Below are 21,328 nucleotides of genomic sequence, written 5' to 3'. Positions count from 1 at the left end.
AAGTTGCACAGCGACGAAAAAGGGGGCCAGCAGCGCTCCAAAAACTTAAAGATGTCAGAGTGAATATGTCCGCTAATAATACGCAGTTAAAAAAAGAATATTTAGTTGTTGCTCAAAACGCATCAGGCCGTAACTTAAACGTGCCTGTGTATACCTTTTCTGGCAGCAAACCTGGGCCCACTGTTTACATTCAGTCTTCTATTCACGGCGCTGAAGTGCAGGGTAACGTGGTGATTTATCATCTGATCAAGGAACTAAAAAATACCGATATTAGAGGAAAAATTATCTTAGTCCCTAACTGCAACCCTGTAGGCACTAACATTAAGTCGGGCGAATACACATTGGGTCGTTTTGACCCCGTTAATGGTACTAATTGGAATCGTGGCTATTTTTACGACCAAGCCGCGGTAGAACAATTTGCCAAAACCGTGACACCTGAAGAGCCTGTTGATGTGATTAAACATCGTTTTCGCGCTCACTTGTTAGCATCAATTGGGAAGAAGCTTGCAGAGCCTTGGGGACTTGGGCTAGCTCAACAACTAAACTTAAAGCTGCAGCAACTTGCGGTAAATGCAGACTTCGTACTCGATTTACATAACGGGCCTGTGTCAACGCGGCATATCTATATTCCTGAATACGCAAAAGACAGTGCGTTGCTCTTCAATATTCCTCACAATATTTTTATACCAAATGTATTTGCCGGTGCACTTGATGAAGCGACGTTTTGCCCTTGGTGGACATTACAAGACTCTGTTAGGCAAAATCTAGGGCGAAACATACAGTGTAACGTAGAAGCATTTACTCTTGAGATGGGAAGCCAAGAAGTGATTAACTTTGGCGAGGGCAGTGTGGATGCCCACAGTATATTGAGTTACCTCAACGGCAAAGGCGTATTGGTGAATAGTGATTTTACACCCGCTGAAATGACGAGATTAGGTGTTTATCTGCAAGATTACAAAACCTTATATTCTGATTTTGGCGGCATGGTGGAGTACATTGCCAAGCCTGGGCAAAAAGTGCAAAAAGGTGAGCCGTTAGCACAAATACTCGACATTGATGAATTGGACAATAGCCAAGGCAGCAGGATGTTGCACGCTCCGTGCGATCTTATCCCTATGTTGAATTTTCCTTCAGCCTCAGTACTAAGCGGTACCCAGCTGTTCAAATGTTTTACTAACTACTTTGAGTTGTAAGCTCTTGTTAGCAACTACTACTGTAAGTTCATGCTGATAGCTCAATCTATAGGAGCTGCGCGGTTTGTAACACACCACCAATTTATATTGGTGGTTTTGCTTGCTCATTAACGCGGTTGCGTATTTGATTTAGCCCCCACTGCTTTGGCGTTACGCCGTAAAGACGTTTGAAGTCTCTGCTAAATTGTGACGAGCTAACATACCCTACGTCCTCAGCCGCGACGCTTACGTTTGTGCCCTCAGCTATTCTCATTGCCGCATTGTTCAATCTCATGGATTTTATAAACTGAATTGGAGATAGGTTAGTTGCCTGCTTAAATTTGCGATGAAAAACCGCTCTGCTCATGCCCACATGACAGGCGAGGTCGTCGATAGTAACGGTATGCTGTAAATTTGATGATAAAAAGTCGATGGCACGAGGTATGGCGTTTCCAACCCCAAATGCCCGTCTAGCCGATCCACCTGCTTCACCTTTTAATATGGCGTAATACAGCTCTCTTAAACGGCCCTTGCCCAATATATTTATATCTTCCGGTTTATCGTCTAACGCTAATAATCGGATGAGTGCGTTGGTAAAGTCTTCATCCCACGCTGCGATGGAAAGCCCTTGGGCATGGCTATTTTCGTTTGTTTTATGTCGAGCTGTAGATGTACTTTCCATTTCAATGGCAAGCTCTGTCATCATTCGAGTATCTAACGTGATATAGACACCAATGAGCGGATTGTCAGGTGACGCGCTTGGGGTTCCTGCTTCAACAGGAAGCGGTACGGTGCAACTTATGTAGGCATTGCTATCATAAAAATGCTTTTTGCCATCTATTATAGCTTCTTTATCTCCACTCACAATTGCTGTTATCGACGGTTCATAAACCGCAGGCGCACAGCGAACAGACTCTGTTATCTTAAACAATTTCAAGCCGTGAATACCCGTATCTATCAGGCCGTTTTCATTCGCTTTGCTATTTATGATTTGTTTAATTAAGACTTTGCTCATATTTAAAAACTTATTGTTACTTTTTTTTAGAAGTACTGGTTAATCTGTAAAGAGTAGGCTGAATTTATTTCTGGTGATACAAATAGGCAGTTTTTAAAGAGAATTTCGCCTATTTATCAATGTGTATAGTCATTATAGTGTCACTTATTCGATTTGGTGTCTATGGCGTTTGTTTATCGTTAAGGCACACCAAAGATTTAATGTGATAAAACTTTTTTAAACAAAGGTAAGTGATGACTTCAAATAAACAGTTTGGTAAACAAGGGTGGATCCCAGAGCGCCTGAGCTCTCTTGAAAGTAAAACCTATCTCATTACAGGTGCTAATACAGGGGCTGGGTTTCAGGCTACACGTATACTGCTTTCAACAGGCGCTAGGGTGGTGATGCTAAACCGAAATGCCGAAAAGTCTAATGCGGCAGTCACAAAATTAAAAAGTGAATTTGGTAACAGTGCAGATGTTGATTTTGTGTGCATGGATTTGGCCGATATGGCGTCCATAAGGCGGGCATCTGAAGACGTACTTAAATTAGTTACGAAGATAGATGCGCTAATTTGTAATGGTGCTATCGCGCAGGTAGCTACACAGCAATTGACTGCTGATGGTTTTGAAAGTCAGCTAGGAGTAAACCATTACGGCCATTTTTTACTGTGCGGTTTACTGTTCAATAGGATTGATGCCTCGCACGGACGGATAGTTGTGGTATCGAGCGAAGGCCATAAGATGGGTTTACGAACTATTCAGTTTGACGATATGAATTGGGATAAAAACTACCACCCCAACAAGGTGTACAGTCAAAGTAAACTTGCGCAAATGATGTTTGCATACCAACTGCAAAACAAAGTTCAAGCTGCGGGGAAAAATGTAAAGGTGTATGTGTGTCACCCCGGTGCTTCAAACACCTCGTTAATACGAGAAAGTGCAAACAAGATAACCCGAATGTCTTGGGCCATCATGGTTAAGCTAGGTTTAGCGCAAAGCGCAGAAAAAGGCGCATACCCCGAGGTAATGTGCGCAACGGAAGAAAACCTTAAAGAGCGAGCATATTATGGCCCTACAGGTTTTATGAATTTTGGTGGGCCGGTGGGCGAGGGTAAGCTGGAGCCATTCGTTCTAGATAAACATGTAATGACTAAGCTTTGGATGCTGTCGGAGCACGAAACTTCTATGCATTGGACGATTTAGTCAGCATTGCTTGTCAGGGCTCATAGTAATAAAGACATTGAGCCTGTAAAGCTTGTAAAGCGACTAGATGCTCTCAGAGTGTCTGGCAACGAGCGAGAGTTGGTAAATGCTGTTTATTACAAGTCGTCGGCTGTATCTGAGCGAGTGACTGCGTTAATCAACTTTATTAAGCCTAGAATAACACTGTAGGTAGATGCCACGACATTTTGTTTACTTGTCAATTTTCGGCAACATAAAGCATTTATAAATACGTATCAGAGTTTAAAAGTGAAACGTGTTTATGAAAGTTCAGACAGTCAAAAACGTAAAAAGCGACAGCAAATTTTTGTTTATTGCCAGAGGCAGCTCGCACATAAAATACTTTAAAGGATTTGCTTCGCGCAGCAGTTTAAATGTTGACGTGATAAAGATAAATAAACATCTTTTTTTGCCGTCTCATTTAAAGCATTTAAAGCTAGTGAAACAAACCGACATCAATGCGCTTTTACATTTCTATCTTGCCAAAAAAGCGGCATCACACACCACTGTATCAAAGTCTTTTTTATGGGCAATCTATCGATTTGTGATGCGCGTTATCATCATGCTGGATATAGCAAAGAGTATCGACTTAATCGTTAAGTCAAATGCGGATGTAGTCGGCGTTTGGAACGGTCAAAAGCTGCCCAGTTCGTCAATTGCAGAAGCTGCGAAAGTATTGGGAAAGGAGGTAGTTTATTTTGAAAACGGTTTATTGCCCAATTCAACAACCTGCGACTGGTCTGGTGTAAATTGCAAAAGTTCTCTTCCTAAAGAGGGTGAATTTTACCGCCAATTCAATAGTGCAAAATCACTTCCTCGCACCTTGGTGCCAAGATCTCCTGTGGCAGAGAAACAAAAGGGAGTGGATGCAGAGTCGTTGCCTGAGCAGTATATTTTCGTGCCCTTTCAGGTTGAAACTGACAGTCAAATTATTTCAAATTCGCCTTGGATAAAATGCATGGGGCAACTATACCAGCATCTTGCAAACGTCATTGATAAAACAGATAACCCTCATTTACATATTGTTATTAAAGAGCATCCTTCCGAGTCAAAGCGACACGATGATTTGCATAATCGCCATCCTCGAATTGTGTTTGCTAATCAGTGCGAGACACAGCAATTAATCGAGCGTTCTCAAGCCGTGCTAACAATAAACTCAACCGTGGGTATTGAGTCATTACTATTAGGAAAATCTGTAATGACAATGGGGAAAGCGTGCTACGGCATTCATGGTGTGTGTGAGTCAATTGAATCTGAAGAAGCACTGCTTAAAAAGTTAAATCAACTTGATACCTGCTATGGCGAGCCCGAAATCAAAAATGGTTTTCTACATTTCTTATACGAACACTATGTTATTCCCACCGCTTGGAATAAGTTTGATGATGCTCACGTTGATGCGCTAACCAAGCGTTTAACGCAACAAGATTTGCTTTCAAAAAGCGTGGCAGCACAGCATTGATTTGCATCCCTGTTCTTAAAGATAAATCGTTCTTAAACATTATATAATTAAAAAGGTTGACCCTCACCTCAGGTAGTACTTCACAGTATTGCTTGAGGAAACTCACGTTATAAAACGACAAGCTCTGGTAATTAGTCATGAAGATAGCAAAAAAAGACAATTACAGTGTTGGGCAGTTGAGTAAGGCAAGCGGAGTACGTGTGCGCACTTTGCACTTTTTTTCAGAAAACTCACTTAAACAAAACGAAGAAGAGTTTATTAAGTTGCAGTAAGCTCGCGCATTTTAATGAGTGTTGACAGTTTGAGTTTTAGAAGCTTAAGCTGGTTCTGGCACTTTACTTTTAGGGCGCAACAGCCCTGTCATTAAACAACTCAATATTCGCTCTTTGAACATTTGTTACTAGGCTAATTGATGAAATAGAGTGACTGTGGCCTAGAGTTAAGTTGACGCTTGCAATGAGTGAATCTTCGCAGAATACCTTGCTTTTGAACGACGGCTCAAAACAAAGAACGGTCGTTCGGGTATTTAATATGGCAACAACTCATTTCATAGCTTTTAAAACCTATCAAGGAAAAGTAAAACCAGAACCAAAATATAGCTGTACTGCGAGACTATATCGTTACGTATTCTGATGCTTATAAAAACGGTAGGATTTTTCTAATCTCACTTTCTTTAAGGCCATGCTGAAAAGTTTTGTCGATGTTACCGAGAAGCTGTTTTTACAAACGAGAGTGCCATTTTTTTCTGAGGTTGCTCGTAGTGACCTCCTTCTACAACTCTCTCAGTAGTATTTACAACGTAATTGCGTACTTTCCTCGATATTCCAGAGCTTGAACGTTTTATTCTTATCATAGCCTCATATACGCCAAGCTTTGAAATTTCATATTTCGTGTTTGGCGAGATAGGTTTGATCCCTATACCTCTCTCGAATTTTGCTTCTGTATATTTCAAGGAGTTTAGTCCAGACATTGCCGCTGTAATAAGTGCAACTTGATTATGGGCGTCGACATCCGCTCCTTTATTGATTAGAGCATCTACAGTTCGCGCGATATGTTCGCGGTCTTTTTTGTAAAAATATTCGAATGGTAGTGAAAGTGCGGTATGCCCAGCACTCGTTTGTTGATTTGGATCTAAACCAGCCTCTATAAGAGGCGCAATATTATTATACTTACCGAAATAGGCCGCGGTATGAAGTAGTGTCCAATTGCCTATTTGGTTGCTCACATTATTGGTGTACCCCTGATAATAGCTAATCAGTGAATTATAAGGCCATCCACTAGCTGCCTCAGGGTTGGGATGACCTTGCACTCCCATCTGTATTCCAGAGGGATTTAAGTTTTTAGCATAAGTGGTTTCAGTGGAATCTGTTGCTGTATTGATTGGTATTCCAAATATCTCTGAAACAAGAATGATATTATTTATTTCAATGTCGGAAGCAGAAAGGAGTGAAAAGGTAGTTAATGTCGATGGAGCATACATCAACTCAGTTCCTAAGGTGTCTGTCAGTCCTTGTATGAAACCGATTGAAGCCACAGTCTGCCAGTTCGTATGTTTTTCTAGCGGGTCATAGCCGACAGCATGAAATAACGATAAAATTTCTTTGAGGTTATCGCCTCGCAATACTTTTAGAGCTCGAAGAAATGAAGTGGAGTCATTTTGAAACCCTCTGGAACTTAGTGTTTCATGAGGGGTCTTTTCGGTTCTTAACAGCAGTTTCTCTGTGTCTGCCTTTGTCGCTCTCGTCACCATATTTGTATCTTTAACAATTACATGTGTGTCTTTAGCGACTATATTGGTATCTTTTATAACTGCATTCGTGTCTTTAACAACTGTATTCGTATCCTTGACAACCAAATTGGTGTCTTTTACCACACGATTAGTATCTTCAGTAGTTTGTTTAATGTGCCTGACATCTTCATGCATGGCGACAATGGATGCTTTAATTTCTTTGATTTCTGCTAGTGTTTTTAATTGTTTGTCATTAACGCTAGCAATGGCTTTTTGAAGAGAAGTTAAATCACTAATGTATTTAGCGAGTATGCCACCGGAACGGTGCTCAAAATCATCAACGTCTTTGCCCTTTTCAATTTCTTCCGCGATGTCTTCCGACTTAGCAGCAACGACCATCTTCTTGCCGTTAGTCTTCGAATATTCGGATGCCCCAAGAACTATCAAACCTAGTAATAAGGTGGCGATGACTACCCCCCATTTCCAATACGGATAGTGCTCTCGTATTTTAGTACCCCAAGCGGACTTATCCGGTCCAAATGAAAACAGTATCGAGAGGCAAATGCAGAAGACCCCTGCCAGGAACCCGATTTTTATTAATGGCATTAAAACGTCTTGAATTATCGCAGCGAGAGATGCCATACCTACAAAAGCTGCGGAAAAAGATTTAAGTGGGCTCGCTTTGCTCATAATATCTATCCCTGATTGTTTTTATTGATTTTTTATGAAGTTATACATGAGTTAGAATAATATCTTCAAACTTTTTTTAGTTTGGGTGTTAAGTTCAATGATTTGGGCTACACGCGTTGAAGCACCGTTAAAAAGTTAATTTAATCTAGATAGAAAGCATGGCAGTAACCATCAACCGACCACATTGAAGGATCTAATTTTGAAATTAGGCGATGACAATCCGATAGATTAGAGCCAGAACCGCCACTAGTTAAGTAGACACACCACAACCAAAAAATTTGAGTGGACCTGAAATCTATTAATGTCCGCTTTGTCTTAGTTTCAATCGATGGACCCTGCAGCTTCTCAATTAAGAACCAATAAGACAGTTCTTGGCAGGGGCCTGCCCTCATTTTAAAAAGAATAGCGTAATCGAGTATCAGGTCTTATTCTCTTGATATTCGGCGATGCGATCATTCTTATCCAACTCTGCGTATAACTTTTTCTATAAAAACTTTTTCCAGATATCACTATTGCAACTATCACTGCACTTCGTCTATTTGCGAAAAGAACAACGCATTCAAATTGTCAGTTTGTTCTGCCAAAAGGGCGGTAGAAACAATTTGTTTAGATTAGGAGACAAAGCATTGGCTACATCGTCAGAAAGCTCAATACCACAACAAGAGGAAAATACTCCTTCAGCAATTCAAAGCGTTCTTGAGAGGCGCTTTGAGGCCGCATTAAAAAATGCGTTTATTGGTGATGCCTTGGCTATGCCGGTCCACTGGTATTACAACCCAGGTGATATCTTCAAAGCGTTTAATGGCGGCATTGTAAAGTTTGAAGATGCGCCTTCGTACCATCCCTCGTCAATAATGTCTCTGCACTCTACCAGTGAAGGGGGCAGGGCAAGAGCGTCGCGTCAGGCTAAAAAAGAGATTGTTGGTGACGTGATTTTGAAAGGTAAACGGCAATATTGGACGGGCGCGAATCAACACTACCATCAAGGTATGAAGGCCGGTGAGAATACGTTAAATGCCCATTGCGCCAGAGTAATGTTGAGATGCTTATCAAGGGGCTATCAGCGCGATACGTTTCTAGACGAATATATAAAAATGCTAACCGCAAGCCAGCCGCAACACCCTGACACCTATGCTGAGTCTTATCATCGCGGTTTTTTTGCCAATTTAGAGGCTGGAATGCCTGCCCATCAATGCGGTGCAGTAACCCATGATACTGCCTCAATAGGCGGGTTTGTTACCATTGCGCCACTCGCGCTTAGCGCGGCCGTGCGCGGCGACGAACTGAACGCGACACAAAGAGTATGCAGAGAACACTTAATGCTAACTCACCCTAGTGATGATTTAGCCATGGTGTGCGATTTCTATGTTGAACTGTTATTTCGCCTATTACACCAAGAAGGCGAATCGGCGCAGGAGATACTCGAAGATATTGCTACACGGTCAATGGGTTTGTCTTTACCTAAGTTAGTTGCAAAGAAGAAAAGTGACATGGAAGTAGTGGGGCATACCTATTCTCCAGCATGCTATATCTCAGGTGCGTGGCCGAGTATTCTTTACTTCGCTTATCGCTATAGTGATGACAGCAAAAAAGCACTGCTCGCTAATACTAATGTGGGCGGAGACAATGTGCACAGAGGCTTTGTGCTAGGCAGTATCGTAGGGCTTATGGCTGGAGAGCCAATTGACAGTCTTTACAGTGAACTAAGCGATGCAGAGCAATTGAGTACTGAAATTAGCCATGCGGGCAAGCCCCTTTGATAAATGCGTGTCTATTGAATCAGCTTTTTTGAATGGGCTTTGAAACAGGCTTTTCAATAGATAGTTTCTAATAGAGGAATGCCAACTTCAAGCGCCTTGAGTAGATACTTCACTCAGGGCGCCTTTGTTTATGAACCCCATAAGAACACACTATACCTTGGCTTTTGCGGTAAGAAAGTTACGCATAAGTTTAGTGCGAAAAAGCGACAAAATTGTCAGCGTTGACACATTTTGCAACATTTCCAACGGTCTATTGGCAGCAAAACGCGATAGTTTACAAAACAACCTTTTTGATATGCTCCATACTAGGTCTTAACGTTTTAGTAAGTGTAAAAATAACTTTAAATAAAGTAGTGTAAAAAGCCTACATCATAACGATAAAAATAGTCAGACAGGAAACTCTATGAAATTCAATAAAATAAACCAAGCGCTGATGATCGCTTTATTGAGTACGTCAGCAATAAGCCACAACGTCTATGCTCAAGACGAAAGTAAAGAGTCGATTTCAGAGGCCAAAGAAGAAATCAAAAAAGAAATTAAGGAAGAGATTAAAGACGAGAGCGCTGAAGAACAAACCCTTGCTCAAAGCCTAGAAGATAAAATTGCTTACGATGGCTATCTGCCTGTGTATCAAGACAGCGAAGACGGCACGGCTTTAATGGTTATCGATGAAGCTAAACTGAATAAACCGTTTTTATACTTTGCCAATACTGTTGAAGGTGTGGTGGATGCAGGGCATTTTCGCGGCGGTTTTCGCCAACATCGCCTCATTGAAATGCGTCGTGTTTTTGATCGCATTGAAATTGTGGCAATGACACCTCGCTATTATTTCGACCCTGACAACGCCATAAGCAAAGCCGCCAACGCTAATACCAGCGAGGCTGTGCTGGTTTCCACTAAAATTGTGAATGAGGAAGACGGTCGCATAGCCATAAAGCTAGAAGACGTGGTGAAAAATCAAAAGCTTCACCGCGTAGCGCCAATGCCGTCATCAAGACCAGAAGCAGAGAAGAAACGCTTTAAATTAGGTAAGCTTAGCGATGATAAAACTAAAATTGCTGCTATCGACAACTTCCCTGCAAACACCCACATCGTGGTTGATTACGTTTTTGAAAATGACACTCCAAAGGTACGTGGGGGCAACTATATTACCGACCCTCGCTACACCACAATTAGTTTACAGCATGCCTTTATTGAACTGCCCGATAATAACTTTGCATCCCGTAGAGACGACCCAAGAATTGGTTATTTTGGTAAACAATTTGACGATTTAACCACTGATCAAACCTTCATCGGTCGCGATGTAATAAACCGCTGGCATTTAGAAAAGAAAGACCCTACAGCGGCAGTGTCAGACCCCGTTGAGCCCATAGTTTGGTGGATTGAAAATACAACCCCAGTAGAGTGGCGAGACACTATACGTAATGCAACGTTAAGTTGGAATTCGGCGTTTGAAAAAGCCGGTATTAGCAATGCCATCGAAGTGCGTATTCAGCCCGATGATGCAGATTGGAAAGCCGAAGATGTGCGCTACAACGTGCTGCGCTGGACGTCATCGCCAAGACCCCCATTTGGCGGTTACGGGCCAAGCGTTGCCAACCCGTTAACAGGACAAATTATTGCCTCTGATATTATGCTGGAATACAGCTTTATGAAAGGGCGCTGGATTGCAGGAGAAATGTTTACCGACGGCGCTAGCTCTCTTTCATCGCAAATGCCCTCGTCGTTAGGTGATGATGCCGCGCAATACTGTTCATTAGGTCACGAACTTAATGCTGGACTGCTGTTTGGTGAATACGCGTCACTGGCAAAAGGGATGGGGGATATTGAAAAAGACAAGCTTCTTAGGCAAGCCATGCATTACCTTATTTTGCATGAAGTGGGTCATACCCTAGGGCTTAACCACAACATGAAAGCTTCTCAGTTACACGGTCATGATGAAGCCCATGACGCGTCGGTTACACAAGGTATTTTGGCAGGCTCGGTAATGGATTATCCGGCGGTTAACTTTGCGCCTGATGGCGTTTCGCAAGGCGATTTCTACACAGAAAAGCCCGGGCCTTATGATGATTGGGCAATTGAATACGGTTACTCTACTGCGCTAGCAGACCCAGAAGCCGAAGAGAAACGACTGCAAGCTATTTTGTCACGCAGCGCAGAACCAGAATTGGCGTTCGGTAACGATGCTGATGACATGCGAGCGCCAGGGCGGCATCTCGACCCACGAATCAATATCTTTGATATGTCGGGCGATGCAGTTGAATACGCGCGAGACCGGTTTGGGCTTATTAAGTCAACAGCCACAGAAATTAAAGATAAAACACTCGCTGATAATCGTTCGCACAACGACCTCGCTGTGGGTGTTAACGCAGTATTTGGTGAGTTTGCACGTCAGGCTAGTGTTGTTTCTCGTTATGTAGGCGGTGTCTATGTAGACCGCACGTTTGTGGGGCAAGAAGGTTACGAACAGCCCTTTACACCTGTACCTAAGGCGCTGCAGCAGCGAGCAATGGAAACACTTAGCGAGTTTGTGTTTGCGCCTAATGCTATCGAAACCATGGAACCGCTATTTGCTTACATTCAGCGTCAGCGACGCGGTTTCGACAATATGGGGAAAAACGAAGATCCTAAGCCACACAAAATGCTGTTAGGGGCACAAAAGAATGTGCTTACCCATTTGCTTCATCCTGCTGTTCAAATGCGAATGAGTGATACTGCGCTTTATGGCAACGAGTACAGTCTTGAGCAAATGATGGGAGAGCTCACCAAAGGAATTTTTGAGGCTGATATTAAGCGTGACGTAAATAGCTATCGCCGAAACCTGCAAACGGAATATGTGGAGCAGTTGATTAAAATTAGTGGTTTAGAAAAAGCCAGCAACTATGATCATTTGGCCAAAGCAGCTGCGCTTTATGAGCTGAACAGGATTAGTGATTTAGTCGATAACTCACGGGGTGATAGAGCGAGTAAGGTTCATAAATTCTACCTTACCGACCGTATTGAAAGAGCATTTCATAAAAGTAAGTCTTAGCCTTACCTAAGGTTACCGACGCTTTTAAAATAGTTTTTCAAAAGCCTAGCAAAGCCGGCACTATCATATGTGAGTGCCGGCTTTTTAATATTTTGGGATACAGCAAGCTTGTACACATGCAAGTTAATGAGGTGGTTTAGCTGTTTTGTACTTCACTTTTTTGTGAAACTTCACGATCTTTTTTTCTGAAGATAGTGATGTGCCACCCCCAATGTAGCGAGCCCAACCTAAGAGAAATGGTTGTAATAAGAGAACCTAAAATACACCATATGTAACTTATGTCTTGGCTAAATAAGGCGGCATAGACTAGACCGCCCGCCAAACAGGCTGACGCGTAAGGTTCGTTTCGCATTACCGATGGCACTTCCCGACATATAACATCACGGATCAGGCTGCCAAATATTCCGGTAGTAATACCCATCGTAATGGCAACCACCAGCCCCGAACCGCTAATGAGTGCTTTTTCGATACCCATAATATTAAAGATGGCCATGCCGATAGCATCTACCACCAAAAAATAATAATTGTTGACGGAGGGGAGGTAGCGGATAAGCAAAACCGTAGCAATAATGGCAGCGTAGGTTGAGTATAAATAATCCGGCGTTTCAATCCAAAATATGGGCTTGCTTAGCAAAATATCTCGCAGTGTACCGCCACCCAGTGCGGTAACGGTGGCAACCACCACAACGCCAAAGCCACTGATATTTTTTTCGTAGCCAAGCAGTGCGCCTGCTACTGCAAAAAATGCCACCCCAATTAAGCCAAGCACCAAAAAATATTCTGCTGTCATTTAACATCCTTTTACAAGCGTGTTTCGATGAGCAGCTAATGCAATTTTTATGCTCTACTTGGCGAAAGCGGGTCCGCAAATGTCACATTCTGTTGTATCGGGTAGCTGCCAGCGTTGCCACTCGTGCTCTAGGGCGTCAAACGTCATTAAGGTGTTTAATGGTATTGTGTCAAATTGCATGAGTACCTGCATAGCAAGTAAAGACTGATAGGTGCCCACAATATTCGCGACGGGTGAAAATATTCCCGACTCTACACAGCTTAAGTCTGGCGCTGTAAATAGCTGGCGTAAACACCCATAGCAGCGACTCTTGCCGGGAATGGCAACAAATAGCTGCCCTTCAAAGCGAATAGCAGCGCCTGATACTAAGGGCGTACCTGCGGCGTAGCAAAGCTTGTTAATAAGGTCTCTAGCTGTGGCGTTGTCGGTACAATCAAGCACCACATCACAGGAGTTCACGAGACTTTCATGTTCTTCGCCAAACGCTCCATTAACGGCATGAATTTCACAGTCGGTATTCATTTGCACAAGCTGCTGTTGTGCGGCGTGTACCTTACTTTTTGATACATCAGCTTCAGAAAAGAGCGTTTGGCGATGAAGGTTGGTTAATTCTACGTTGTCGAAATCAATAAGGGTGAGGGTGCCAACACCACTTGCACAGAGGTTCATGGCTGCGGCGTTACCTAGGCCGCCCATACCCACAATTAGCACTTTTGCATTTAGCAGCGCCTCTTGCCCGTCTAAATCCACACTTGGCAGAACAATATGGCGGTTGTAGCGCATAGCTTGTTCGTCAGTCAGGTCTCTGTGTCGTGTTTTACGCATAGGTTAAGTCAACTTAAGTATTGAATTCATGGGGTACACCCTTATAAAGTGTCTACTCACAAAAAATTGTGCTGGTTTCAGGGAAGTTTATACTTTATCAAAGCCAGACACGATGTCGCATAGCAAATTAGGAATTTATATGTCTGCTGTTAGCCAGCCGCTCAATATTGCCGTACTCACTATTTCAGATACCCGTTCTCTTGATAACGACAAGTCTGGAGATTATTTAACTCAGGCATTGACTGATGCAGGGCACAACCTTGCTGCTAGAGAGCTAGTAAAAGACGATATTTACCAGCAAAGAGCCGTTGTGTCCTCTTGGATTGCAGATAGTAACATTCACAGCATACTCATAACTGGCGGTACCGGCTTCACCCACAGAGACTCCACGCCAGAGGCGATTAGCGTATTGTTCGACAAAGAGGTTGATGGTTTTGGAGAGCTATTCCGCCAGTTAAGCTATGAAGAAATTGGCACATCTACTATTCAATCTAGAGCTGTCGCTGGCTTTGCTAACAACACGGTGATTTTTTGTTTGCCAGGCTCTACAGGTGCATGTAGAACTGGGTGGGAGCGAATTATTGCCAGCCAGTTAGATGTGGATTTTAAACCATGTAACTTCGTTAAACACTTGGTGACCCTGTGAATACGGGAACAGCCTTGGGCGGGAAAGCAGCCCTGAGCGGGAAAGCAGCCCTGAGCGGGAAAACAGCCCTGAGCGGGAAAGCAGCCCTGAGCGGGAAAACAGCCCTGAGCAGGAAAACAGCCCTGAGCAGGAAAACAGCATGAGCGAATCTTCGGGTAAATTCAGCCACATCGATGCCGGTGGTCAGGCAAACATGGTTGATGTAAGTGATAAAAGCGTAACAAAAAGAGAAGCAACTGCAGAGGGCTTTCTCTATGTTAGCGACAGTGTTATCCAGCAAATAAGCGAAGCCAAAATAGCGAAAGGTGATGTATTTGCAGTGGCAAGAATTGCCGGTATTCAAGGCGCGAAACGATGCAGTGATTTGATCCCCCTTTGCCATCCACTGGCATTATCTAAAGTAGACGTGAGTTTTGATGTTCAGCCCGAAGAAAAGCGGATACGAGCTACCTGTTACTGCAAGCTAAGCGGTAAAACAGGTGTGGAAATGGAAGCGTTGACCGGCGTGAATGTGGCGCTACTCACCTTGTTCGATATGTGCAAAGCCATCGACCCGACTATGCATATGGAAGGCGTACGCGTTCTTGAAAAGAAAGGCGGAAAAACGGGCCATTGGACTAACAGTGAAGTGAGCAATGAATTGAGCAGTGAAGTAAGTCAACAGTGACACATGCCGATAACGTCACAATAGGCGTCAGTAAAGCGCGCATACATTCATTTAGCATAGGAACAGCATGCAGATAACGGTGAAAACATTCGCTCAAACCCGTGAAATTTCGAAAACGCCCACCTTAAGTATCGATGTTGTTGTCGATAGCGATACGGAGGCGACAATTGCCCACGTTATAGCGCAGTTAAGAGAGTTAGATAGAAACTGGGCTCTTGCATTAGAAGGCAGCATTTTAACGGCTAAAAACCAGCAGTTGTGTGACAGCAGCACCGTGTTGAGCCCGGGCGATGAAGTTGCTTTTTTTCCTCCTGTTACCGGGGGCTGAAGATGTTTGCCTACATTCAAGAGCAAGACTTCGACCAGGGCGAATTATATGCTCAGTTGCAATCACAGGCTTCTGCTAAAACGATAGGTAATACGGGCGCTATCGTCACATTTACCGGCTTAGTGAGAGACTTTAACAACGCTGGTGATATTGACGGTATTGAGCTAGAGCATTATCCAGGCATGACTGAAAAAGCGCTGTCTACTTTGATAGACAAGGCGATAGAGCGCTTTTCACTTACCAGTGCCGGTGCGGTGCATCGAGTAGGCCGTATTTATAATAACGAGCAAATTGTTTGGGTAGGCTGCGCCGCTGCGCACAGGCAGGCAGCATTTGATGGCGCATGCTTTTTAATGGACATGCTCAAACAATCGGTCCCTTTGTGGAAAAAAGAGTTTAAAGGCGATAATTCCACGTGGGTTGAAGCAAAAGGTTCGGATGACGCTGCTGCGCTAAAGTGGATGTCTGAGCGTTGAGGGCAGTAACGCGTTTACTCACATTATTGGTAACAGCACTTTTGTTACTCTCAAGCTCCGCAATGGCCACCACGAAAAGTGCGCAAAATTTTTCAAATGTTTTTCACCATCATTATGCAAAGTCACCACGGCTTAACATTGCGGTTGCGGCAAATTTCGCGAAGCCTTTAGCGGCAATTGCATCCGATTTCACCGCTACTACCGGCATCGACGTATCCATAACAACGTCATCAAGCGGAACCCTTTACGCGCAAATTTTTCACGGCGCGAGCTTTGACGTTTTTCTCTCTGCAGACACAGCAAGACCCGCCATGTTAGCGAAGAACAACCTTATTCATCCCGATAACGTGACAGCCTTTGCCCGAGGCCGACTGGCCCTAATTACACCCAATGCCAGTACAGAGACGAAAACGGCGCTTGAACGTTTTATCGCAGAAACCAGCGGTAAGTTTGCTATTGCCAACCCTAAACTAGCGCCTTATGGGCTGGCCGCACAGCAGGTTTTACACAACACGTCATTGTGGAATACGCTTAAAGATAGGCTAGTAAAAGGGAAGAATGTGCTGCAAGCGTATCAGTATGTGAGTACAGGCAATGTAAAAGGTGCTTTAGTCGCATACTCTACAGTGCTTGCCGAAGGTGAGGGTAGTAGTGGCAGTCACAGTGAGAATGAGAACCTCGAAGGTGTATCAGCGCCAACATCAGGTACAATTCTCAATAAACCAGCTGGCTTTGATAAAACAGGTAGCTCTTATATAGCAACTGGCTTACATCAAACAATGTACTGGTCGCTTATTGATGAAAGCCTACACGCTCCCATAGTGCAATCGTTAGCCATTAACGACAACGATGCCGCTGCCTTAAGCCCAAATGTTTTTGATTCGATAAATAGCGTGGGTGAGGTAGTAAATACTGGATCGTTAGTCCACATCAAACCGGCGAGTCTTTTTGTGCAGTATTTACTGTCTTCGTCAGTGCAATCATCACTGAGTGATTGGGGGTATGAAGGTGTATTGAGTCATCATCACACTCATGTTCGCGCTACATATCACATAGGCAAAATGGGTGCTGATTCATGGGGTATGTAGATGCCGATATGGTGAATGCTGAAATGTTAAATACTGTCTTACTCACGTTTAAGCTAGCGTTAGTCACCAGTGTCTTATTGTTGATTATAGTTATGCCCCTTGCATGGATTTTGGCGAACTGGCAACACAAGGCAAAATCATTGGTTCTGTCTGTGCTGGCATTGCCGCTAGTACTGCCACCCACCGTGCTTGGCTTTTACTTGCTCATCGCGTTCTCACCCCAAAGTGCGCTGGGGCAGTGGTGGCTGGCATTAACAGGCAGTACATTGGTATTTAGCTTTCAAGGGCTTGTGCTTGGTTCGTTAATATATTCACTGCCCTTCGCCCTTCAGCCTTTATACAGTGGGTTCGTGCAGCTAGATAAACGGTATCTTGAGGTAGCGAGTTCTCTTGGTTTTTCGCGGTTAGAAGGTTTGTATCGTATTGTGCTGCCTCTTTGCAAAGCGCCAATCATAGTGGCATTTGGGCTCAGCTTTGCTCATACCGTAGGTGAATTTGGGGTTGTGCTCATGATTGGAGGCAACATACCGGGTGAAACCCAGGTACTTTCCATTGCGCTTTATGAGCAAGTTGAAGCACTAGAGTATGAGCGTGCTCATGTAATGTCCCTTGGACTACTTGTGTTTTCCTTTATTGTGTTAGCGCTACTCTATCGCTTTAATGGTGGCGCAGACCCTTCAAGTGGTACTAGAAATATAGACCCGGAGCGCAAGCGATGAGTGTGGCGTTTGAGGTATTGCTTCCAAGCAGAATAGAAGGCCGGGTTGAACTGCGTGCTTCCTCGTCATTTATCGGTATCACTGGGCCATCCGGTGCGGGTAAAAGCAGCTTGTTGCGCTGCATAGCAGGTTTTGAAAAAGGCGCATTAACCCAGGCTAATTGGGGCAATATGTCGACAAAAATTGGTATTGTATTCCAACAGCCCTTATTGTTCCCTCATGTGAATGTGGAAGGCAATTTACAGCTTGCCACCCGTCATGCCAGTGAGCATGCTATTTCTATTAATGAAGCGGTAAAAGGGTGTCACTGCGAGCACCTACTGTCAAAACAAATTGCAACCTTGTCTGGCGGTGAAGCCCAGCGGGTGGCTATTGCAAGGGCATTAGTTAACGGGCCTCACATTCTGCTGCTCGACGAATCACTTAGCGCAATTGATGCTGTAACCAGGCGGCACATTTACGCTTTTTTACGCCACTTGTGCGCGGTATCGCAACTTACATGCTTTGTGGTTTCCCATGACATTGATGAGCTTTTGTTACTGAGTGACGAGATGATTTACGTCTGTGCTGGGAAAATAAAAGCAGTAGGTAATGTAGATAGCGTTGTTCCCAATATGTACCAAGGCGGGGCGATACATACTCCCTCAGCCATACTTAACGGCGTTGTTGAATGTATTGCTGAGGCAACGTTGAGCAGCCACGCTGAAGAGAGTACTCACACAAACGCTGAAAAGACTACCCACCCTGAGCAAGAGATGCTTATTGAACACGCCACTGATTTTGGAGAACCAGATCAGAATACGGTGTATCAAGTCATTGTTAGCGGGCAGCGGCTGTACGTCTCCCAAAAGTCGCTCATTGCAGCAAGGTCCAGTATAGTAAGGTCAAAAGTCGCAAGCTTCAGTGAGTGTGAACCTAATCAAGCAGATAAAAACGAGATTGATAATTCGCTATCCGCTGGCGGCCAGGTGCGATTAGCGGTAAAAGCAAGTGAAGTCAGTATCGATACAAATACGGCAGCAATGACTGAAAATTCGACATCGAGCATATTGAATTCGCTCAACTGTGTGATAGAAGATATTACCCATTTCGATAATCATAAGAGCGGTCGAGTGTTGCTTAATCTTCGTATTATCAACCAGAATGACATGAGCGAGGACGAGCAACCAGCACTGCATGCGGTTATCAGTACGCTATCAGTAAGTCGCCTTCAACTCGCTAAAAATATGCTCGTAATTGCGCGCTTCAAATTGCTTTAGAAAAGCGGGTCATGTTTTTAGTCGAGTCGACATAAGCATCGAAGGTTGCACAAATGGCACGAATGAAGATTCTTGCACTTTCTGGCACCACTATCCCTTCATTCATATGCAACACAAGGCCGTCTTTTTGCAACGGGCGCAACGCGTCGAGTTCAATGGCAAAATAGTCGTCAAAGGCAATGCCGTACTTACCCTCAATAGCGTCTTTTTTTAGCGATAGATTGCACATGAGGCTTGATATTACATCTCTTCGAATAAGGTCATCGTTAGAAAGTGACAACCCAATAGCGGCAGCTGGTCTGTGGTTGTTAAGTTGCTCGTAATAGTCTTTTAATTGCTTTGGGTTTTGTGCAAAAGCGTTGCCTACAGTGCTAATAGCAGACACGCCAAAGCCTACTAAATCTGTATCTCCTTTTGTGGTGTAGCCTTGAAAGTTTCGATGCAGTTGGCCTGCGTTTTTTGCCCTAGCGAGTGGGTCAGCTTTTTTAGCGAAATGATCAAGGCCAATCATGTCATAACCAACCTGCTTAAATTCAGTTACCGCGATATTGTAGAGCGCTGCTTTTTGCTCTGCATTAGGCAAAATGTCTTTACCGAATTTACGCTGTGCGGCAAACCGTTCTGGCAGATGCGCATAGCTAAATAGTGATATTCTGTCCGGCGACATGGCTTTCGTGGCGGCTATTGTGGTTCTAAACGTGTCTTCGCTTTGATGAGGTAGGCCATAGATCAGGTCTAAGTTAATAGAACTAAAACCTAAATTTCTTGCCTCAAAGACTAAGTCTGCGATGTGAAGCGTGCTTTGAACTCGATTTATTGTCTGCTGAACTTGATAATCGGTATCCTGTAATCCAAAGCTTAAGCGGTTATAGCCGAGCTCTCTTAAATTCTTTAAGTAGGGAAGGTCCACGTTTCGCGGGTCTAGTTCAATGGCTATTTCTGCTTGAGCATCAAAGGTAATGTACTTTTTTAATGATGTCATTAAAGTGGCTTGCTGTTGCTCACTTAAAAAACTAGGAGAGCCGCCGCCTAGGTGAAGCGACACAGCCTGTCGTTCTGCTAGCAGATGTGACTTGCTTAATAGCTCTTTTTCGATGTAGTCGAGATATTCGTCTGCTTTGCTGTTGTGCCTAGTCACAATTTTATTGCATCCGCAGTAATAGCAAAGTGTCTGACAAAATGGGATGTGCACATAAATACTTAAAGCCTCAGCCTGTGTGTTTTTATTTGCAATACGAAGTATGTCATTGTTTACTGAGACGAAGTTAAGCGCAGTGGGGTAGGACGTATAGCGCGGTGCATGTTTTGCGTATTTTGCTATTGTAGTTAGATCTATTTCACTTGCTGGCCCTTTTAGTTGATTTACACTTTGGTTTTTATTCTGGCTTACGGCTTGCGGGCTTACAGCTTGGCTTACATCATTTGCGGCCATGACATTTCTTCTTTTACCGATGAGAGAAAACTAACAATATGTTATCAATACAAGGAAGGCGGTGAGTTGATTTGGTTCAATGTTTTGGCGCTTAATATTGGCTTGCTAGTCATTTTTCCCATTATCATTATTCAGGCTATGTGGGTTCGTAAGAAAACCCTTCGCTTACCAGAGCCATCGGGTGCGCGAGAGCTTAAAAGCGAACCTTTAGACCACAAGCCCGAAGGTAAGCAAATACCCTTTAACGTACTGGTGATAGGTGATTCAGCAGCAGCTGGCGTTGGCGTAAGTACGCAATCTGATGCGCTAACTGGAAAGTTGTACCAAGCGCTATCACAATCACTTGGCGAGTCTTTCGCAGTGTCTGTCACTCTCCACGCTCGCACGGGGCTAGCGAGTAGCGATATCATTGCATTGCTTAAGCATGAGCAAAGCCTCCGGTATCAGGTGATTGTGGTTTCCATTGGGGTAAATGATGTAACTAGATTCATCACCTTAACTAAATGGCGCAACAATCTTCGGCAAATTCATCACATTTTGCTGCAAAAATTTCTATGTGAGCAATCTCAACAAGCCCTAATTATTTATTCTGCGGTTCCACCCATGCATGCGTTTCCCGCCATTCCTCAACCCTTGCGTTTTATGCTGGGACAAAGAGCGTCACTGCTCAATCGCGTATTAGCAAGTACCATAGGCATATTACCTTATAGTAGGCTGCTTCAGCTTAATATAGTTAATGTGAAGGGCGAAGCGACAGCTGAACTAATGGCAGAGGACGGTTTCCATCCTTCAAGCGTTGGATATGCACTGTGGGCTGATCAGATTGTTACGCTTGTTAGAAAAGAGCAGAAGGGGGGTGTCGAGGGGGAAAATAGGCGCGCTCACTGAAAGAGCGAATGAGTAAAGTGATCTCCACGTCTTGGTCTACATACCAATAATTAGACTATTCGCACATCGATGACGTGTTTATAGCGTAGTGCGCTTGTAAGAGGGTTATCACATGCCGTACCTTGAGCTACTGAAGCGTCGTGAATTTTAAG

General features: G+C 43.8%; 19 protein-coding genes. 14 read left to right on the top strand and 5 right to left on the bottom strand.

The annotated features are described in order from the left end of the window. Positions 1-65: 65 nt before the first annotated feature. Positions 66-1,193, top strand: a complete 1,128-nt coding sequence (locus tag GTQ48_RS13595; RefSeq protein ID WP_163107153.1) for a M14 family metallopeptidase — start codon at positions 66-68, stop codon at positions 1,191-1,193. An 82-nt stretch (positions 1,194-1,275) separates the two neighbouring features. On the opposite strand, the gene GTQ48_RS13590 is transcribed toward GTQ48_RS13595, so the two are convergent. Continuing rightward, positions 1,276-2,187, bottom strand: a complete 912-nt coding sequence (locus GTQ48_RS13590) for an AraC family transcriptional regulator (protein ID WP_163107152.1) — start codon at positions 2,185-2,187, stop codon at positions 1,276-1,278. 233 nt (positions 2,188-2,420) lie between these two features. On the opposite strand from GTQ48_RS13590, the gene GTQ48_RS13585 reads away from it, so the two are divergent. The 3 genes from GTQ48_RS13585 (at position 2,421) to GTQ48_RS17835 (ending at position 5,120) form a co-directional block, all read left to right on the top strand. After that, the gene (locus GTQ48_RS13585) at positions 2,421-3,371 is read left to right on the top strand and encodes an SDR family oxidoreductase (protein WP_163107151.1); all 951 of its coding nucleotides are present in this window, start codon (positions 2,421-2,423) and stop codon (positions 3,369-3,371) included. Positions 3,372-3,828: 457 nt separating this feature from the next. Beyond that, positions 3,829-4,848, top strand: a complete 1,020-nt coding sequence (locus GTQ48_RS13580; RefSeq protein WP_163107150.1) for a capsular polysaccharide export protein, LipB/KpsS family — start codon at positions 3,829-3,831, stop codon at positions 4,846-4,848. A 137-nt stretch (positions 4,849-4,985) separates the two neighbouring features. Next, a complete protein-coding gene (locus GTQ48_RS17835; RefSeq protein ID WP_275405639.1) occupies positions 4,986-5,120 on the top strand; it encodes a MerR family transcriptional regulator in 135 nt (44 codons plus the stop codon). 431 nt (positions 5,121-5,551) lie between these two features. Here GTQ48_RS17835 and GTQ48_RS13575 read toward each other — a convergent pair whose 3' ends face one another. Continuing rightward, positions 5,552-7,267: an ankyrin repeat domain-containing protein gene (locus GTQ48_RS13575; protein WP_163107149.1), complete on the bottom strand. Its 1,716-nt coding sequence runs from the start codon at positions 7,265-7,267 to the stop codon at positions 5,552-5,554. Positions 7,268-7,950: 683 nt separating this feature from the next. Here GTQ48_RS13575 and GTQ48_RS13570 point away from each other — a divergent pair. Together GTQ48_RS13570 and GTQ48_RS13565 are read left to right on the top strand one after the other, a co-directional pair. Next, a complete protein-coding gene (locus GTQ48_RS13570; protein WP_163107167.1) occupies positions 7,951-9,027 on the top strand; it encodes an ADP-ribosylglycohydrolase family protein in 1,077 nt (358 codons plus the stop codon). A 403-nt stretch (positions 9,028-9,430) separates the two neighbouring features. Beyond that, entirely contained in the window at positions 9,431-12,058 is a 2,628-nt protein-coding gene (locus GTQ48_RS13565; protein ID WP_239060128.1) for a zinc-dependent metalloprotease, read from the top strand. Between the two features lie 136 nt (positions 12,059-12,194). On the opposite strand, the gene GTQ48_RS13560 is transcribed toward GTQ48_RS13565, so the two are convergent. Both GTQ48_RS13560 and GTQ48_RS13555 read right to left on the bottom strand, forming a co-directional pair. After that, a complete protein-coding gene (locus tag GTQ48_RS13560; protein ID WP_163107148.1) occupies positions 12,195-12,848 on the bottom strand; it encodes a trimeric intracellular cation channel family protein in 654 nt (217 codons plus the stop codon). Positions 12,849-12,902: 54 nt separating this feature from the next. Beyond that, positions 12,903-13,673: a HesA/MoeB/ThiF family protein gene (locus GTQ48_RS13555; protein WP_163107147.1), complete on the bottom strand. Its 771-nt coding sequence runs from the start codon at positions 13,671-13,673 to the stop codon at positions 12,903-12,905. Positions 13,674-13,812: 139 nt separating this feature from the next. On the opposite strand from GTQ48_RS13555, the gene moaB reads away from it, so the two are divergent. From moaB to GTQ48_RS13520, 7 genes are all read left to right on the top strand, one after another. Beyond that, positions 13,813-14,319 carry a molybdenum cofactor biosynthesis protein B gene (gene moaB, locus GTQ48_RS13550; protein WP_163107146.1) on the top strand — a complete coding sequence of 169 codons (507 nt, stop codon included), beginning with the start codon at positions 13,813-13,815 and terminating at the stop codon, positions 14,317-14,319. 139 nt (positions 14,320-14,458) lie between these two features. Further along, entirely contained in the window at positions 14,459-14,986 is a 528-nt protein-coding gene (moaC, locus tag GTQ48_RS13545) for a cyclic pyranopterin monophosphate synthase MoaC (protein ID WP_163107145.1), read from the top strand. Between the two features lie 67 nt (positions 14,987-15,053). Beyond that, positions 15,054-15,314 carry a MoaD/ThiS family protein gene (locus GTQ48_RS13540; protein WP_163107144.1) on the top strand — a complete coding sequence of 87 codons (261 nt, stop codon included), beginning with the start codon at positions 15,054-15,056 and terminating at the stop codon, positions 15,312-15,314. 2 nt (positions 15,315-15,316) lie between these two features. Further along, positions 15,317-15,790, top strand: a complete 474-nt coding sequence (locus GTQ48_RS13535) for a molybdenum cofactor biosynthesis protein MoaE (RefSeq protein WP_163107143.1) — start codon at positions 15,317-15,319, stop codon at positions 15,788-15,790. A gap of 62 nt (positions 15,791-15,852) precedes the next feature. Further along, on the top strand, positions 15,853-16,878 hold the full coding sequence (gene modA / locus GTQ48_RS13530) for a molybdate ABC transporter substrate-binding protein (RefSeq protein WP_163107142.1): 1,026 nt from the start codon (positions 15,853-15,855) through the stop codon (positions 16,876-16,878). Then, on the top strand, positions 16,866-17,597 hold the full coding sequence (gene modB, locus GTQ48_RS13525) for a molybdate ABC transporter permease subunit (RefSeq protein ID WP_239060127.1): 732 nt from the start codon (positions 16,866-16,868) through the stop codon (positions 17,595-17,597). Before modA ends, modB begins: the two co-directional genes overlap by 13 nt. Next, a complete protein-coding gene (locus GTQ48_RS13520) occupies positions 17,594-18,856 on the top strand; it encodes an ATP-binding cassette domain-containing protein (protein WP_163107141.1) in 1,263 nt (420 codons plus the stop codon). The genes modB and GTQ48_RS13520 overlap by 4 nt, the downstream gene beginning before the upstream one ends. On the opposite strand, the gene hemN is transcribed toward GTQ48_RS13520, so the two are convergent. Further along, positions 18,843-20,288 carry an oxygen-independent coproporphyrinogen III oxidase gene (gene hemN, locus GTQ48_RS13515; protein ID WP_163107140.1) on the bottom strand — a complete coding sequence of 482 codons (1,446 nt, stop codon included), beginning with the start codon at positions 20,286-20,288 and terminating at the stop codon, positions 18,843-18,845. The two genes, GTQ48_RS13520 and hemN, sit on opposite strands and share 14 nt — an antisense overlap. Here hemN and GTQ48_RS13510 point away from each other — a divergent pair. After that, positions 20,265-21,176: an SGNH/GDSL hydrolase family protein gene (locus tag GTQ48_RS13510; protein WP_163107139.1), complete on the top strand. Its 912-nt coding sequence runs from the start codon at positions 20,265-20,267 to the stop codon at positions 21,174-21,176. The two genes, hemN and GTQ48_RS13510, sit on opposite strands and share 24 nt — an antisense overlap. Positions 21,177-21,328 lie beyond the last annotated feature (152 nt).

The organism is Alteromonas genovensis (assembly GCF_010500895.1).
Classification (GTDB): domain Bacteria; phylum Pseudomonadota; class Gammaproteobacteria; order Enterobacterales; family Alteromonadaceae; genus Alteromonas; species Alteromonas genovensis.
This window is presented reverse-complemented; position numbering and strand designations above follow the sequence as displayed.

Coding starts and splice junctions, on each gene's coding strand:
- hemN (WP_163107140.1), bottom strand. CDS start 20,288: ATGGCCGCAAATGATGTAAGCCAAGCTGTAAGCCCGCAAGCCGTAAGC.
- GTQ48_RS13585 (WP_163107151.1), top strand. CDS start 2,421: ATGACTTCAAATAAACAGTTTGGTAAACAAGGGTGGATCCCAGAGCGC.
- modA (WP_163107142.1), top strand. CDS start 15,853: ATGGCCACCACGAAAAGTGCGCAAAATTTTTCAAATGTTTTTCACCAT.
- GTQ48_RS13535 (WP_163107143.1), top strand. CDS start 15,317: ATGTTTGCCTACATTCAAGAGCAAGACTTCGACCAGGGCGAATTATAT.
- GTQ48_RS17835 (WP_275405639.1), top strand. CDS start 4,986: ATGAAGATAGCAAAAAAAGACAATTACAGTGTTGGGCAGTTGAGTAAG.
- moaC (WP_163107145.1), top strand. CDS start 14,459: ATGAGCGAATCTTCGGGTAAATTCAGCCACATCGATGCCGGTGGTCAG.
- GTQ48_RS13575 (WP_163107149.1), bottom strand. CDS start 7,267: ATGAGCAAAGCGAGCCCACTTAAATCTTTTTCCGCAGCTTTTGTAGGT.
- GTQ48_RS13595 (WP_163107153.1), top strand. CDS start 66: ATGTCCGCTAATAATACGCAGTTAAAAAAAGAATATTTAGTTGTTGCT.
- modB (WP_239060127.1), top strand. CDS start 16,866: ATGGGGTATGTAGATGCCGATATGGTGAATGCTGAAATGTTAAATACT.
- GTQ48_RS13540 (WP_163107144.1), top strand. CDS start 15,054: ATGCAGATAACGGTGAAAACATTCGCTCAAACCCGTGAAATTTCGAAA.
- GTQ48_RS13520 (WP_163107141.1), top strand. CDS start 17,594: ATGAGTGTGGCGTTTGAGGTATTGCTTCCAAGCAGAATAGAAGGCCGG.
- moaB (WP_163107146.1), top strand. CDS start 13,813: ATGTCTGCTGTTAGCCAGCCGCTCAATATTGCCGTACTCACTATTTCA.
- GTQ48_RS13590 (WP_163107152.1), bottom strand. CDS start 2,187: ATGAGCAAAGTCTTAATTAAACAAATCATAAATAGCAAAGCGAATGAA.
- GTQ48_RS13560 (WP_163107148.1), bottom strand. CDS start 12,848: ATGACAGCAGAATATTTTTTGGTGCTTGGCTTAATTGGGGTGGCATTT.
- GTQ48_RS13565 (WP_239060128.1), top strand. CDS start 9,431: ATGAAATTCAATAAAATAAACCAAGCGCTGATGATCGCTTTATTGAGT.
- GTQ48_RS13555 (WP_163107147.1), bottom strand. CDS start 13,673: ATGCGTAAAACACGACACAGAGACCTGACTGACGAACAAGCTATGCGC.